This window comes from Subtercola endophyticus (assembly GCF_021044565.1).
GTDB lineage: Bacteria > Actinomycetota > Actinomycetes > Actinomycetales > Microbacteriaceae > Subtercola > Subtercola endophyticus.
Genome location: NZ_CP087997.1, coordinates 3138971 through 3153344 on the forward strand (window position 1 = coordinate 3138971; position 14374 = coordinate 3153344).

Consider the following 14374-nt stretch of genomic DNA (forward strand, 5'->3'; position numbering starts at 1 on the left):
GTTACTTCTGCTCTTTCGACTCTTCGTCGTCGACAACTTCTGCGTCAACAATATCCTCGTCAGAGGGTGCCTCTTCTGCGGGCTGCTCACCGGCAGACGCCGCAGCGGCCTCTTCGGCCTGCGAGTTGGCGTAGATGGCCTGGCCGAGCTTCGACTGGCTCTCGTTGAGCTTGTCGAACGCGGTCTTGACCGCCTCGTCGTCGTCGCCTGCGAGGGCGCTCTTCAGTGCATCCACATCGGCCTGCACCTCGGTCTTGACGTCTTCGGGCAGCTTGTCTTCGTTGTCTTTGATCAGCTTGTCGATGGAGTACGCGAGCTGCTCGCTGGTGTTGCGAACCTCTGCGGCCTCACGGCGCTTCTTGTCTTCGGCCGCGTGCTCTTCGCCTTCGCGAACCATGCGGGCGATGTCGTCTTTCGACAGGCTCGAACCACCGGTGATGGTGATCGTCTGCTCTTTGCCGGTGCCCTTGTCTTTCGCAGACACCTGCACGATGCCGTTGGCGTCGATGTCGAAGGTGACCTCGACCTGCGGAATACCCCGCGGAGCCGGCGCGATGCCGGTCAACTCGAACGTACCGAGGTTCTTGTTGTCACGAGTGAACTCACGCTCGCCCTGAAAGACCTGAATGGCCACCGACGGCTGGTTGTCGTCTGCGGTCGTGAAGGTCTCGCTGCGCTTGGTGGGAATGGCGGTGTTGCGATCGATGAGCTTGGTCATGATGCCGCCCTTGGTCTCGATGCCGAGCGACAGCGGGGTGACGTCGATGAGCAGAACGTCTTTACGCTCGCCCTTCAGCACGCCGGCCTGCAGTGCGGCACCGACTGCCACGACCTCGTCGGGGTTGACACCCTTGTTCGGCTCGCGGCCACCGGTCAGCTTCTTGACCAGAGCGACGACGGCGGGCATACGAGTGGAGCCACCGACGAGAACGACGTGCGAGATGTCGGCGACCGAAACACCGGCCTCCTTGATGACGTCTTGGAACGGCTTCTCGGTGCGGGCCAGCAGGTCAGCGGTGAGCTCTTCGAACTTGGCGCGGCTGAGAGTCTCGTCGAGGTTCGCCGGGCCGCTCTCGGTGAGCGAGAGGTAGGGCAGCTGGATGCTCGTCGAAAGTGACCCCGACAGCTCCTTCTTCGCCTGCTCTGCGGCCTCCTTGAGGCGCTGCTTGGCGATCTTGTCGTTCGAGACGTCGACACCGGTCGAGTCTTTGAAGCGCTTGACCAGGTAGTCCACGATGCGCTGATCCCAGTCGTCGCCACCGAGGCGGTTGTCGCCCGCGGTGGAACGAACCTGAATGGTGCTGAAGTCGTCGTCTTTGCCCACTTCGAGCAAGCTCACGTCGAAGGTACCGCCACCGAGGTCGAAGACCAGAATGAGCTCGTCTTCTTTACCCTTGTCGAGGCCGTACGCGAGCGCGGCAGCCGTCGGCTCGTTGATGATGCGCAGAACGTTCAGACCCGCGATCTCGCCGGCCTCTTTCGTGGCGTGACGCTCGGCGTCGCCGAAGTAGGCGGGCACGGTGATGACGGCGTCGGTGACCTTGTCACCGAGGTACGACTCTGCGTCGCGCTTGAGCTTGGCGAGAATACGCGCCGAGATCTCTTGCGGGGTGTACTTCTTGTCGTCGATGGCGACAGTCCAGTCGGTGCCGATGTGGCGCTTCACACTGGAGATGGTGCGGTCGACGTTGGTGACGGCCTGGCGCTTCGCGGTCTCACCGACGAGCACCTCGCCGTCTTTGGTGAACGCGACGACAGACGGAGTGGTACGAAAACCCTCCGCGTTGGCGATGACGGTGGGTTCTCCACCTTCGAGCACGGATACAACCGAGTTGGTGGTTCCGAGGTCGATTCCTACGGCACGAGCCATGTGCTTTACTCCTTCTTGGCCTGACGGCCGGCTAAAGATGCATCAGACTCAGGCGTTGTCAACCCGATGGGCCTAACGTTGAGTCTTATAGGCTCAAGTTTACTCGGGCATCCGCTGGTGTCAAGTCGAAATGCTAAAACTTGAGTGTTATCGACTCAACTTTCAATACACCTCCGGTTTACCCCCCGCCGGTACTGTGTGCTCATGACAGCAACGGCGGCAGAATCGGCTGAGCCCACCACCATCATTCCGCGTTCGCGCGTGCTCGCGTGGGGCCTGTGGGATTGGGGCAGCGCCGCCCTGAACGCAGTGGCGACCACGTTCGTCTTCACCGTGTACCTCACCGGCAACAGCACCAGCCACCCGTTCGGCGACGAGACCTTCGTGTCGGCACAACTCGGCTGGACGCTGGGAGTCGCCGGGCTGTTGGTTGCCCTCCTGGCACCCATCACCGGGCAGCGCTCCGACGCGTCGGGGCGGCGCAAGTTCTGGCTGGCGGTGAACAGCTACATCGTCGTGGTGATTCTCGCCCTGATGTTCTTCGTGCAGGCGTCGCCGAACTACCTCTGGCTCGGCTTGCTGCTGCTGGCAGCCGGCACGCTGTTCTTCGAGTTCGCGCAGGTGAACTACAACGCGATGCTCTCGAGCGTTTCGACCCGGCGCACCATCGGCAAGGTCAGCGGCTTCGGCTGGTCGATGGGCTATTTCGGCGGCATCGTGCTGCTGCTGATCGTGTACTTCGGCTTCATCCACCCGGATGTCGGGCTGTTCGGTGTGACGAGCGCGAACGGGCTCTCGGTGCGGGTGTCGATGCTGATCGCGGCCATCTGGTTCGGCATCTTCGCGTTGCCGGTTCTGCTCGCGGTTCCCGAATATCACGCGCCCGCCGCGGTCGCGCGCAAAAAGGTCAGCTTCTTCGCCTCGTATGCCCGGCTCGGCCGCGACATCGCCCGGCTCTGGCGCGAGAGCCGGCAGACGCTCTACTTTCTGATCGCCAGCGCGGTGTTTCGGGATGGCCTCACCGGCGTCTTCACGTTCGGCGGCGTGCTGGCTGCCGGCACCTTCGGCTTCTCGCCCTCCGAGGTGATCGTGTTCGCCATCGCGGCCAACGTCACCGCCGGCATCTCGACCGTGGTGGTCGGCCGGCTGGATGACCGGGTCGGCCCGAAGCCGGTGATCGTCGCCGCGCTGATCGGGCTGGTGATCTGCGGTCTGGCCGTGTTCTTCTTGCACGACGCCGGGCAGACCGCGTTCTGGATCTTCGGGCTCGCGCTGTGCCTGTTCGTCGGCCCCGCGCAGTCGGCTTCGCGGTCGTTCTTGGCCCGCATGATTCCGGCGGGCCGTGAGGGCGAGATCTTCGGCCTCTACGCGACCACCGGCAAGGCGGCCACGTTCCTCGCGCCGACCGCTTTCGCCATCTTCGTGTCGATCGGCGGCGCGCAGTATTGGGGCATCCTCGGCATCGTGCTGGTGATCGCCGTCGGGCTCGCCGTGCTCATTCCGGTTTCGGCGAAGGCGATCCGCATCAACTCGTGAGCAGCCAGTACCAGATGAGCAAGAGGGTCACGACAAAACCCGTGATGAAGTTCAGGTAGAGAAAACGGCGCCATCCGCGGTTGGCGTGTTCGGCATCCGCATCGGTGATCGACCAGAACGGCAGCACGCTGGCGGCGTAGGGCAGCGCGAGTAGCCCGGCGATCGGGCCGGGCCAGGCGGTGAACAGCATGAGGATGCCCGCGAGAAGGTACGCGGCGAAGGCGAATCGCACGGTCATCCGGCCGCCGATGACCGTGGCGATGGAGGCGATGCCACCCTCACGGTCGGCCACGATGTCTTGCACAGCACCGAAGGCGTGGCTGGCCATGCCCCATAGAAAGTACCCCACGAGCAGGGCCCACAGTGCCGGGGTGAAGGTGGCGCCGGCGAGCACCAGGCCGTAGACGGCGGGGCTCACGAAGTGGGTGCTCGAGGTGAGCGAATCGACGAATGGGCGCTCTTTGAAGCGCAGTCGCGGGGCGCTGTAGGCGATGACGGCGAACACGCTGACGGCGAGCACCAGCCACGACAGCGGCGAGCCGACGATGACGAGGTAGACCAGAAACGGGATGTTCGTGGCGGCCGCCGCGATGAGAATGGGCCGGTGCAGGCGCTTGCTGAGCACCGCACCCTCGACGCCGCCCTTGCGGGGGTTTCGCAGGTCTGACTCGTAGTCGAACACGTCGTTGATGCCGTACATGGCGAGGTTGTAGGGAATCAGAAAGTAGAGAGTGCCGAGAACGAAAGTGAGGTCGACCTCGCGGGTGGTGAGCAGGTAGCCGGCGGCGAACGGAAACGCCGTGTTCACCCACGACAGCGGCCGCGACGACAGCAGTACCTCGCCGAGCTTGCTCATTTTCTCTCCCTGCGGCTGCCGTCGCGGGCGGGCAACAGCGCCCAGAGAGCGGGCAGCAGAAGCACCGCGCCCAACGCGTAGGCGAAGTCTTCGAGCGGGGCGACGCCGATGAAGACGCCCGAGATGAGGGCGCGGTTGTATCCCACCAGGCCGATCGAGATCATCACGTTGTCGAAGACGGCGGTGATGACGAGCAGGATGATCGCGGTGACCACGAGCGGCAGAATCCGTGGGCGACGGCGAACGATGCGGGCGACGACCGCCAGCAGAACGGCGGCGGCGAGAAAGAAGGCGTTCAGGCCCCAGTAGGTCATGCGTCGCCGCCGGGGGTGCGCGAATTCGTGCCGGTGCTGGTGGTCGCGCCCGTTCGGCGGCTGCCGATCATGCGGCTCACCGCGGCGAACAGGTTCATCGTGAGGTAGCAGAGCAGGGTCAAGAAGAAGAGCTCTTCGAGCGGCAGCTCGTGGCCGACGAGGATGCCCGTCATGAACGAGGTCTCGCCGCGAAAGAAGATGCCCAGGCCGATGCCCGACACGTCCCAGGCGAGAAAAAACAGCACCCCGACCACCAGCACGATGGCTGCCCGGCGAGCGTCGGCCCAGAAGAAGAGGCGAAACCGGCGGTCGAGCGCGACCATTCCGGTGAGCGCCACGAGCAGGCCGAGCAGGTAGAGCACGGCCATCAGGCGGAGTCGGGGGTGGCGGAGGTGGGGGTGGCGGCCGAGTCGGGCGCCGCCGCAGGCGGGGTGGGGGTGGCCGGCGCGGCGGAGGGCGGCTGGTCTGGCGCGGGACGCGGCGAGAGCGGGGGCTCGGGCAGGGCCGTGGTGGAGGTGTCGCCGCGCAGGCGCTTGATCACGAGCTCGGCGCTGATGAGGCACATCGGCAGGCCGATGCCCGGAATCGTCGATCCGCCGGCGTAATAGAGGCCCTGCACCTTCTTACTCACGTTTCCGGCGCGGAAGAAGGCGCTCTGGCCGAGGGTGTGGGCGGGGCCGAGGGCCGTGCCGTTCCAGGCGTTGAGATCGGAGGCGAAGTCGGCGGGGCCCACTGTGCGGCGCACCGTGATGCGCGAGACGAGGTCGGGAACGCCCGCCCAGCTCGCGATCTGCGCGATCGCTTCGTCGGCGATGGCTTCGACCTGGGGGGAGCCCGTGCCGTTTTCGCCGCCGTGTCCGATGCCTGGATCCGCCGGAATCGGCACGAGCACGAACAGGTTCTCAGAACCCTCGGGTGCCACCGAGGCATCCGTCGCGCTCGGGCGGCAGACGTAGATGGAGGCGGGGCTCGGCACCGACGTCTCGCCGCGCTTGCCCAGGCCGGCGATTCCCGTCTTGCCGAAGATCTTCGTGAAGTCTTCTTTCCAGCTCTTCGTGAAGAACAGCGTGTGGTGCAGCAGCTCCGGCAGCTCGCCGCTGACCCCCAAGTAGATGAGCACGGCGCTCGGGCCGGCCGTTTTCTTCGCCCAGTAGCTCGCCGGGTAGGTCTGCAGTTCGGGCAGCAGCATCGTCGTCTCGACATGCTCGAGGTCGGCCGCGGCGACCACGATGTCGGCGTCGAGCGAGTGCGCCGTTCCCGCGTCATCGAGATACTGGATGCCCGAAACGCGGGCCGGTACCGCACGGCTCTTCGTGGTGCCCTCGCCCCCGGTCGTCGACCCCGCCGTTGTGCTCGCAGCGGACCCTGCCGGGCCCCCCGAACTCGAGCCGCCCGCGACCGCCGGCTGCGTCGTGGACGCAGCACCGCCGTGCCGCACTGCGTCGTACTCGACCTCGCCCTCGAGCACGCGGCGCAGCTCGTCACGGTCGATGACGTTCGTATCGAATTCGTGCGTGTCGTAGTCGTAGGGTCCGGGAGCGGGCACCGGAGGTGCTGCCGCCACCGCCTCTGCCTCGTCGTCGGTCGTCACGATGCGGCTCACGGCGGCGCCCGTCACGATTTCGACGCCGGCCTCGATGGCCAGCTGCGTGATGGTCTCGATCACGCGGTTGAGCCCGCCCTGCGGATAGAGCACCCCGTCATCGAGGTCGAGGTGGCTCATCAGGTGATACATGCTCGGTGTGGAATACGGCGACGAACCCAAGAACACGGCCGGGTACCCCAAGATCTGAAGCAGCCGGGGATCGCGTACCGTTCGCCCAGCAAAGCTGTTGAGCGACTCGACCAGCAACCGAACTAGGCGCGGCGACCGCCGGGCGACGGGACCCTTGAGCAACGGGCGCAGGTCTTCGAAAGTGGAGTAGAGGAAATATTCCTTGGCGAGCATGTACGTCTCGGCTGCCGAGTCGAGATACCCCGCCATGCGCACGCCGGAGCCGGGCTCGAGCGACTCGAAGAGCTCGAGATTCTCATCACGTGACGCCGCGATGTCGATGGCGTTGTGTTCGTCTTGAAAGTGCACACGATAGCCGGGGTCGAGCTTCTGCAGGTCGAGTTGATCGGCCGCCGTGGTGCCCATCAAGCGGTAGAAATGGTCGAACACCTCGGGCATGAGGTACCACGAGGGCCCGGTGTCGAAGCGAAAGCCGTCTTTCTCCCACAGGCCGGCGCGGCCGCCCACCTGGTCGCGCTTTTCGACAACGGTGACGCGGTAGCCCTCGCGCGCCAACAGGCCGGCTGCCGCTAGACCACTGATGCCGGCACCGATCACGACGGCGTGCGGCTTCGCGCCCCCCAGCATCGAATCGAACGACGACTCGGGGCCCGTGGCCTCGGCGAACTCCGTCAGCCGCGTGATCTCGACGGTTTCTGCGTCGTCGAACGGCATCTCGTCGTCGGGGTTCACACGGGCTCCTTGGTCGGGGGATGGTTCGGGTGGCCGGGTGCCAGGTGCTGCGGGGGCTGTCTTGGCAGCCGACCTGCGGCGGCCGAGGCCGCAATGCGCAGCTTCACGGGGTTGGGCACCCTGATGCGCGTCTCGGCCAGCACCGAGGCCGGTGTCGACCGCAACCTCGTGGTGAGTTCATCGAACAACCCCTGAGCGAGGGCGACCGCCCGTCTGCTGGATGCTGGCAGATCGTGCAGCACCGCACGGGCGATGCGCAGGTCGTTGTCGATGTCGTCGAGGATGGCCGACTTCGCCCCCTCGCTGAAGGTAGCGACGTTGACCCCGGGAAAGTAACTGCGCCCGAGCCCCGCGAAGTCGGCCGAGAGATCGCGCAAGAAGTTGATCTTCTGGAACGCGGCGCCGAGGTGCCGGGCTCCGTCGACGAGAGCGGCCCGCCGGGCATCCGGAACTATATGCCCGCGCAGGAATGCAGCCAGGCACATCAGCCCCACCACCTCTGCAGAGCCGTACACGTAGCGGTCGAAGCTCTCGGGCGTGTGCTCGATCTCGGTCAGGTCGGCGCGCATCGAAGCGAAGAACGGCGCCACAAGCTCGGCTCCGAAACACACCTCGCGGGCGGTCAGGGCGAAGGCGTGCACGACGAGGTTCGTGCTGTAGCCGACCTCGATCGCTTCGAGCGTCTCAGCCTCGAGGGTGTCGAGCAGCCGGGCTATCGCCGAGGGCGAGAGCGACGCCGAGGCGGCAACCCCGTCGACCACTTCGTCGGCCAGGCGCACCAGGGCGTAGATGTTCTCGACATGCTGCCGCACGTCTCTGCCGAGCAGCCGCGAGGCCAGGCCGAACGAGGTGGAGTACCGATGGATGACGATGCTCGCGGTCTCGGCGGCGACCATGTCGTACAGCGAGCGGGCAGCAGACGTCATCGCACCCTGTCGAGAACTGAGTCGAGCACCGGGCGGAATTCGTCGCGAACCGTGTCGGGCAGGGCGGGCGAGTCGAGCTCGGCCAGCGCCTTGGTGCCGAAGTCACGCGCAAGGCCCTCGGCATAGGCTCGGGCACCGCACTCTTCGAGTTCCCGGCGCACCACCCCGGCCTGGGCGCGGGTCAGGTCGGGCAGCCCGAGCCAGCGGGAGATCTCGATCCACTCGGGGCGACCCGACGCGTACGCGATGAGCACGGTGCGTTTGCCCTCACGCAGGTCGCCGATGGTCGTCTTGCCGGTGGCGGCTTCGTCGCCGAAGACGCCGAGCAGATCATCCACTATTTGGTAGGCGATGCCCACGTAGCTGCCGAACGCCGCAAGCGACCGCACCGCGTCGTCGGATGCCCCGGCGAGCACGGCGCCGGCTTCGAGCGGGGCCTGGAACGAGTAGACGGCCGTCTTCAGCCGCTCCATGTCGACCACTTCGTCGACCGTGGGCATGGACTTGAGCTGAGAGAAGTCGACGTCGACGAGTTCTCCCGCCGCCGAGGCGAACATGGCTTCGTCGAAGATGTCATGCAGCCGCTGGCGCATCGCGTCGGCGACGCCGGCCTTGTCGATCATGCGGAAGGCGTTGAACAGTGCCAGGTCGCCCGCGATGACGGCCACCGAGAGCCCGCGGTGTTCGGCCGCGGGCACCGGAATACCCGCGGTCTGCGCGAAGTCGCGGTAGACGCCTGAGACGTTGACGCCACCACGGCGAATGAAGTCGCGATCGATGACGTCGTCGTGCACGATGAGCGCCGTGTGCAGCAGCTCGAATGCGGCGCCGATGTGCGCCGCGGCTTCGTAATCCGTTCCGCCGAGCGACTCGTAGGCCCCCATGACCATCGACGGCCGAAAGCGCTTGCCGCCCGAGGTGTTGCGCTCGAGGGTCTGCCACAGCGTCAGGTATTGCGAGCCGACCGCTTCGGCCCGCACCTTCGAGAGGGCGAAGAAGCGATCGAGCACAGCGTCGACCTGGTTCTGCCTGCGCTCTGCGGCAACCGCAAGGTCTGAAGGGTCCACAGTGCGAGCGTAACCCACGAGACTCGAACTGAGCGGGAGGCGGTCAAGCCCTTGCAATGGCGGCGCCGACCTGCTGTGCTGGATGGTAATGCTCAGCAGGCTGTCTAATCGCGAGAGGAGCCTCATGACGCTGGTACGAGAACAAGTGGTGCTTCTTTCCGAAGACGGCGAGCCCATCGGGGTGGCCGACAAGGCGCTGGTGCACACGGCAAATACCCCGTTGCACCTGGCCTTTTCGTGTCACGTGTTCAACGAGGCGGGGCGCATTCTGGTGACGCGACGAGCGCTGGCGAAGCGCACGTGGCCGGGCGTCTGGACCAATTCTTTCTGCGGGCATCCGGCACCCGGCGAAGCCATCGCCTCGGCGGTGAGTCGCCGCGCTGCCGCCGAACTCGGGGTCAGGTTGGCCACGGTCGAGCTCGCGCTGCCCGACTTTCGCTATCGCGCCGTCGACGCATCCGGGGTCGTCGAGAACGAGATCTGCCCCGTGTACATCGCCACGGTGACGGATGCCTTGCTGCCCAACCCCGACGAAGTGGCCGAGACGCAGTGGGTCGAGCTCGACGCATTGCTCACCGCCATCGAGACCACGCCGTGGGCGTTCAGCCCGTGGCTCACACTGCAGCTGCCGCAGCTGGTCGCGCTTACGGCGCTGTCAGCGTAAAGCCCTGCGCCGTGAGAGTGACGACGACCTCCGAGAGGCGGTCGACCACGAGGTCGGCGTCGAGTTCTGCGCGAGTGTGAGTGCCGACCACGGCGACGGTGAAACATCCGGCCGACTTCGCCGCGGCGAGCCCAGCCGGGGCGTCTTCGAAGACCACGCAGTCGTGCGGGTCGACCCCGAGGCGCCGGGCGCCTTCGAGAAACGGGTCGGGGTGGGGCTTGCCGCGAGAGGTGTCGTCGATGGTGACGACGGTGCGGGGCGCCGGGATGCCCGACCCCGCGATACGCGCGGCCGCGAGCCGGCGCGTGCACGAGGTCACGATGGCCCGGCGCTCGTCGGGAAGGGCCGCCAGTAGTTCGGTGGCGCCGTCGAGCACGAGGATGTCGTCGACGTCGGCCAGCTCGAGCTGCTCGACCCGTTCGAACGCCTCCTCCACCTGCTCGGGCGGCACGAGCGCCTCGATGATCTGGCGCGCAGGGCGGCCGTGCATGCCGACGCGGAAGGAGGGATCCATCTGCCACTCCTCGCCCCAGCGGGTCCACGACCGGTCTACGGCAGGGGTGGAGTCGATGAGGGTGCCGTCCATGTCGAACAGGGCGGCGGCGAAGGATCGGGTGGTGGTCACCCTTCGAGGCTATCGCGGCAGGGTGGGGCGGGGGCGCGGAGGTGGGCGGGCGGGCGGGCGGCGGCGCGAACGGGTGATGGTGCGTCGATGCATGGCGGCGGGGCACGAGTGGGGGCGGGTGACGCGCGCGTGACTCGTCACCCGGCGGGCTACGCGCGCGCCACGCGTCAGCCGGCGGGCTGGGAGGAAGGGGGGTTGGTGACGGCGAGTGCGAAGGTGCCGTCGGTGTTCCAGGTGGCGGCGAAGTGCACGACCGTCACGAGCTGCGATCCCGACCGCGGGTTGAGGTTCGTCGAACTCGTCACACCCGCCTGCAGCCCGTTGCTGAGGGTGAGCAGCACGCTCTGGCAGGTCTCGCCGAAGTCGGCATCGCCGCCGAACACGACCAGGCAGATGCGTCCGTCGGGGGAGAGGGCGGCGTAGGCGGAGCCGGGGGTGTACTGACCGCGGCTCAGCAGCCGGTAGGTGGATTCGACGGTGTCGCCCGGAATCGCGACGGCCGGATGATCGGCCGCCGTCTGCGCGACGGTGAAGATGAGCGCGGGCGACATGGCGGCGCTACCTCCCAGCGGCGACCGCGAGGAGCCGTCTGAGCCGAAGCGCTCTGAACCGCTCCCCGTGGCACTCGTGGGGTCGGGATCGCTCGTGACCGATTGTGTGGCGTTCGAGTACTTGGTGCTCGCTCCGTCGCTGTTCAGGGCGCCGGATCCCGAGGGCCCGTAGCCCAGGCCCGTGCTGTCGCCGGCCGCCCCGACCCCGGCGGAATTCGCCGAGTCGCCGCCGATGCCGTACGAGCTCGAGGCGCCCGTGCTCCTGCCGTTGCCGGCCAGCCCTGTGCCCGTGCCGCCGGTGCCGCCGCTGCTGCCGCTGCCGCTACCCGAGCCGCCGCTGGGCGCGCCGCTCGGCGACGCCGACGCCGAGCCCGCGAGTGAGCCGCCCGGCCCTCCCGAAGTGGCGTAGGCGGTCACGCCGAAACCGATCAGAACGGCGACGGCGGCCGTGATGGCGGTGGTGCGAAGAATCCTGAGGCGTCGCAGACGCTCGGCAGCGCGGCGCGCGCGGCGCTCGGCGTCTGCCGACGAGCGGGCTTCGGCCGCGCGGTGAGCAACGACGGCGTCAGCGGCGAGCTGTTCGAGGGTGGCGAGGGCGAGCATCCGCTCGTCGTCGGAGCTGTCTCGGGCATACGCCACCCGTTTCAGGCGGGCGGCGTCGGCTTCGGGCACTCACCCATTGTCTCTCGGGCTGCCGACGCGCAACCCCGGCGTCGCGTTTTCGCGTCGCGCTAGTCGTGGCCGCCCAGCGTCGGCTGGTCTCCCGAGACGTCGGTGCGGTGAAAGTTGAGGTGCGAACGCGAGGCGGTCGGGCCGCGCTGGCCCTGGTAGCGCGAGCTGTACTGAGTAGACCCGTACGGATGCTCGGCGGGAGACGAGAGCTGAAAGAAGCACAGCTGGCCGATCTTCATTCCGGGCCAGAGCTTGATGGGCAGGGTCGCGACGTTCGACAGCTCGAGCGTGACGTGCCCAGAGAACCCGGGGTCGATGAATCCGGCGGTGGAATGTGTGAGCAGGCCCAACCGGCCGAGCGAACTCTTGCCCTCGAGGCGGGCCGCGATGTCGTCGGGCAGGGTGACCTGCTCGAACGTCGAGCCGAGCACGAACTCGCCGGGGTGCAGGATGAACGGCTCGTCGCTCTTGGCCTCGATGAGCCGGGTCAGCTCGGGCTGATCTTCTGCCGGGTCGATGAAGGGGTACTTGTGGTTGTCGAAGAGGCGAAAGAAGCGGTCGAGTCGCACGTCGACGCTCGACGGCTGAACCATGGCGGGCTCGTAGGGAGCCAGCCCGACGCGCCCGCTCTCGAGTTCTGTTCTGATGTCGCGGTCACTGAGAAGCACGGCGCCAGCTTACCTTTCGCCCCGCGCGGTGCGGTGGCCTCGGCGTCCTCGGCAGCCTCGGCAGCCGGCCGGCGGGCATCGCGGTGCGGTGTGTTGCGTCGCGCATCGGGCTCGAGGCGAGCATCCGCGGTACTTTGGCACGCCCGCTGTGGTTCGAACTACCGCAGACGCGCCCAACTACCGCGCCGACGGGCGTCGTGGTGCGTCGGGCTCGAGGGGAGCATCCGCGGTGCTTTGGCACGCCCGCGGTACTTTGGCACACGCGCGGTACTTTGGTGCGCGCGCGGTGGTTCGAACTACCGCAGATGCGCCCAACTGCCGCGCCGGCGCCGAAGTACAGCGCCGGCGCGAACGGGGGCGGCGAACTCAGAACGACTGGGGCTGGGTGAAGAGGCCGTGCGGGTCGTACTGCTGCTTGAGCTGGGTGAGGCGAGGCAGGTTGGCGCCGAAGTAGGCGGTGGTGGCGTCGGGAACGGTGGCGTCGCAATAGTTCACGTAGGCCCAGTTCTGCCAGTGGTTCGTCATGGTGGTGCGAAAGCCGCGAACGTAGGCGTCAAAGGGCGCCGGGTCTGCTCCGACGGCGAAGGTCGCGGTGTACTGCACCGTCATCAGGGCTTTTCGGTGCACGAAAGCGGTGGCGCTCGGGTCGATCGTCGCCACGACGCCGCCCAGGGCATCCATCGAGATGCCGCCCTCGGTCATGCCCGAAACGTTCTGCGCCGCGTTCACCTGGGCGATGAGGTCGCTGATACCCGAGGCGTCGAGGGTCGTGTAGCCGATGTTGGATGTTCCCGACGAGGGTTCGCGGGTGAGCGACCCGCCCGGGCCGGTGTTGCACTGCGCGATGGGGGTGTTCTGGCAGCCGGCCTCGATCATCATCGCGTCGACGTACGTGTGATGGAACGACTGGTTCGTGCTGGGCGACGCACTGACCCCAGTGAGCAGAGGGGCGATCTGGGTGGAGAGGTCGCCCTGGTCGCCGATCCAGGTTCCGGAGACCGAGACGCTGGGGTCGCCCTGGTGCGTCTCGCCGCCCAGCAGCTTCAGGGTCGACCAGAGGTTGTTGTCGGCGCTCGGCGCCCAGGTCTGCCAGGCCGCGATGACGTCGGCGGCGGCCGACCAGGGCCACTCGACGTACCACGTGGTGACGGGAGGAGCCGCCTGCGTGGTGAAGGTGAGGCCGGTGACGATGCCGAGCTGCCCGCCCCCGCCGCCCTGGCAGGCCCAGAACAGGTCGGCGTCGGTCGTCGCGCTCGTTTCGTGCACGGTGCCGTCTGCGGTGACGATCTCGACGCCGGTGAGCTGGTCGCAGGCGAGGCCGAAGGCGCGCACGAGCACGCCGACTCCCCCGCCCAGGGTGAGGCCGGTGACGCCGACTGTCGCGCAGGATCCGCCCGCGATGGCCCGGCCCGCGTTGCCGACCGTGTTGTAGACCTGGGCGAGGGATGCGCCGGCCCCCACCTGCACGGTGGATTGGTCTTGGCTGAGCGTCACGTCGGTGAGAGTCGCCGTGCTGATGACGAACGAGGGCGCAACACCGGAACCGGCGGCGCCGCCCGCCGACCAGCCCTCGTAGTTGTGTCCGCCAGCGCGCATGGCAAGGGGCAGAGCGTATTTCGTGGCGAACGCCAGCCCCGCGGCGACATCTGCCGCCGAACTCGCCTGCAGGATGCCCAGCGGCTGTGCGTCGTCATAACGCGGATTCTCCGTGGGCTTCACGCTGCCGTAGGCCGCATCAGCCGGCAGCACGACCGTGCCTTTCACCTGGGCCTGGAGCGCTGCCCAGTCGGGCGGGCCGGCGGGGGTCTGTGTCGGCGTGCCTGTGGGGGTGCCGGTGGGGCTGCCGGTCGGCTGCGGGCCGGGGCTCGAGCACGCGGCGAGCAACGATGCGGCCGCGACCGAGCTGCCGGCCGTGAGCAGAAACTGCCGGCGTGAGAGGGGGCTCATGCAGGCCAGCCTAGGGCGAGCGGGGGTCGGGCGCGGGGAAGGGGGAGAAGGTGGCGGAGTGGCGGCGGGCGGCGCGGTGGGGTAGCGCGGCGGCGGCACGGGGTGGCGCGGCGCGGTGGTGCCGTGCCGTGGGGGGGACGGCGGCTGCGCGGTGCTGGAGCGCGGCGGGGGTCGCTCGGTGGGGTCGCTCGGGGTGTCTCGCGGTGGCGGC

Annotated in this window: 13 protein-coding genes; 2 read left to right on the top strand and 11 right to left on the bottom strand. The window is 67.6% G+C overall.

Features of this window, described 5'->3' with window-relative positions; genetic code table 11:
* Position 1: 1 nt before the first annotated feature.
* Positions 2-1870 (bottom strand): molecular chaperone DnaK, encoded by a 1869-nt coding sequence (gene dnaK / locus LQ955_RS14570; RefSeq protein ID WP_231025225.1) that lies wholly within the window; start codon positions 1868-1870, stop codon positions 2-4.
* Positions 1871-2074: 204 nt separating this feature from the next.
* Between dnaK and LQ955_RS14575 the strand changes: the two genes are divergently transcribed.
* The gene (locus LQ955_RS14575) at positions 2075-3406 is read left to right on the top strand and encodes an MFS transporter (RefSeq protein ID WP_231025226.1); all 1332 of its coding nucleotides are present in this window, start codon (positions 2075-2077) and stop codon (positions 3404-3406) included.
* Here the strand turns inward: LQ955_RS14575 and LQ955_RS14580 are convergent.
* The 6 genes from LQ955_RS14580 to LQ955_RS14605 all read right to left on the bottom strand — a co-directional run bounded on the left by LQ955_RS14580 (position 3396) and on the right by LQ955_RS14605 (position 9036).
* Positions 3396-4262 carry a prenyltransferase gene (locus tag LQ955_RS14580; RefSeq protein ID WP_231025227.1) on the bottom strand — a complete coding sequence of 289 codons (867 nt, stop codon included), beginning with the start codon at positions 4260-4262 and terminating at the stop codon, positions 3396-3398. The genes LQ955_RS14575 and LQ955_RS14580 overlap by 11 nt on opposite strands.
* Positions 4259-4576: a lycopene cyclase domain-containing protein gene (locus LQ955_RS14585; protein ID WP_231025228.1), complete on the bottom strand. Its 318-nt coding sequence runs from the start codon at positions 4574-4576 to the stop codon at positions 4259-4261. Before LQ955_RS14585 ends, LQ955_RS14580 begins: the two co-directional genes overlap by 4 nt.
* Positions 4573-4944, bottom strand: coding sequence for a lycopene cyclase domain-containing protein (locus tag LQ955_RS14590; RefSeq protein ID WP_231025229.1), 372 nt, complete (start codon positions 4942-4944; stop codon positions 4573-4575). The genes LQ955_RS14585 and LQ955_RS14590 overlap by 4 nt, the downstream gene beginning before the upstream one ends.
* The gene (crtI, locus tag LQ955_RS14595) at positions 4944-6938 is read right to left on the bottom strand and encodes a phytoene desaturase family protein (protein ID WP_231028159.1); all 1995 of its coding nucleotides are present in this window, start codon (positions 6936-6938) and stop codon (positions 4944-4946) included. The genes LQ955_RS14590 and crtI overlap by 1 nt, the downstream gene beginning before the upstream one ends.
* Positions 6939-7039: 101 nt before the next feature.
* Positions 7040-7969, bottom strand: coding sequence for a phytoene/squalene synthase family protein (locus LQ955_RS14600; protein WP_231025230.1), 930 nt, complete (start codon positions 7967-7969; stop codon positions 7040-7042).
* Complete coding sequence (locus LQ955_RS14605; RefSeq protein ID WP_231025231.1) at positions 7966-9036, bottom strand: polyprenyl synthetase family protein; 1071 nt, start codon at positions 9034-9036, stop codon at positions 7966-7968. The genes LQ955_RS14600 and LQ955_RS14605 overlap by 4 nt, the downstream gene beginning before the upstream one ends.
* A 124-nt stretch (positions 9037-9160) precedes the next feature.
* Between LQ955_RS14605 and idi the strand changes: the two genes are divergently transcribed.
* Complete coding sequence (gene idi / locus LQ955_RS14610; protein WP_231025232.1) at positions 9161-9700, top strand: isopentenyl-diphosphate Delta-isomerase; 540 nt, start codon at positions 9161-9163, stop codon at positions 9698-9700.
* Here idi and LQ955_RS14615 read toward each other — a convergent pair.
* The 4 genes from LQ955_RS14615 to LQ955_RS14630 all read right to left on the bottom strand — a co-directional run bounded on the left by LQ955_RS14615 (position 9681) and on the right by LQ955_RS14630 (position 14163).
* Complete coding sequence (locus tag LQ955_RS14615) at positions 9681-10325, bottom strand: HAD-IA family hydrolase (protein WP_231025233.1); 645 nt, start codon at positions 10323-10325, stop codon at positions 9681-9683. The genes idi and LQ955_RS14615 overlap by 20 nt on opposite strands.
* A 167-nt stretch (positions 10326-10492) precedes the next feature.
* A complete protein-coding gene (locus LQ955_RS14620) occupies positions 10493-11548 on the bottom strand; it encodes a hypothetical protein (RefSeq protein WP_231025234.1) in 1056 nt (351 codons plus the stop codon).
* Positions 11549-11607: 59 nt separating this feature from the next.
* Positions 11608-12216, bottom strand: coding sequence for a dCTP deaminase (gene dcd, locus LQ955_RS14625; RefSeq protein ID WP_231025235.1), 609 nt, complete (start codon positions 12214-12216; stop codon positions 11608-11610).
* Positions 12217-12582: 366 nt separating this feature from the next.
* On the bottom strand, positions 12583-14163 hold the full coding sequence (locus LQ955_RS14630) for an FAD-binding oxidoreductase (protein WP_231025236.1): 1581 nt from the start codon (positions 14161-14163) through the stop codon (positions 12583-12585).
* Positions 14164-14374 lie beyond the last annotated feature (211 nt).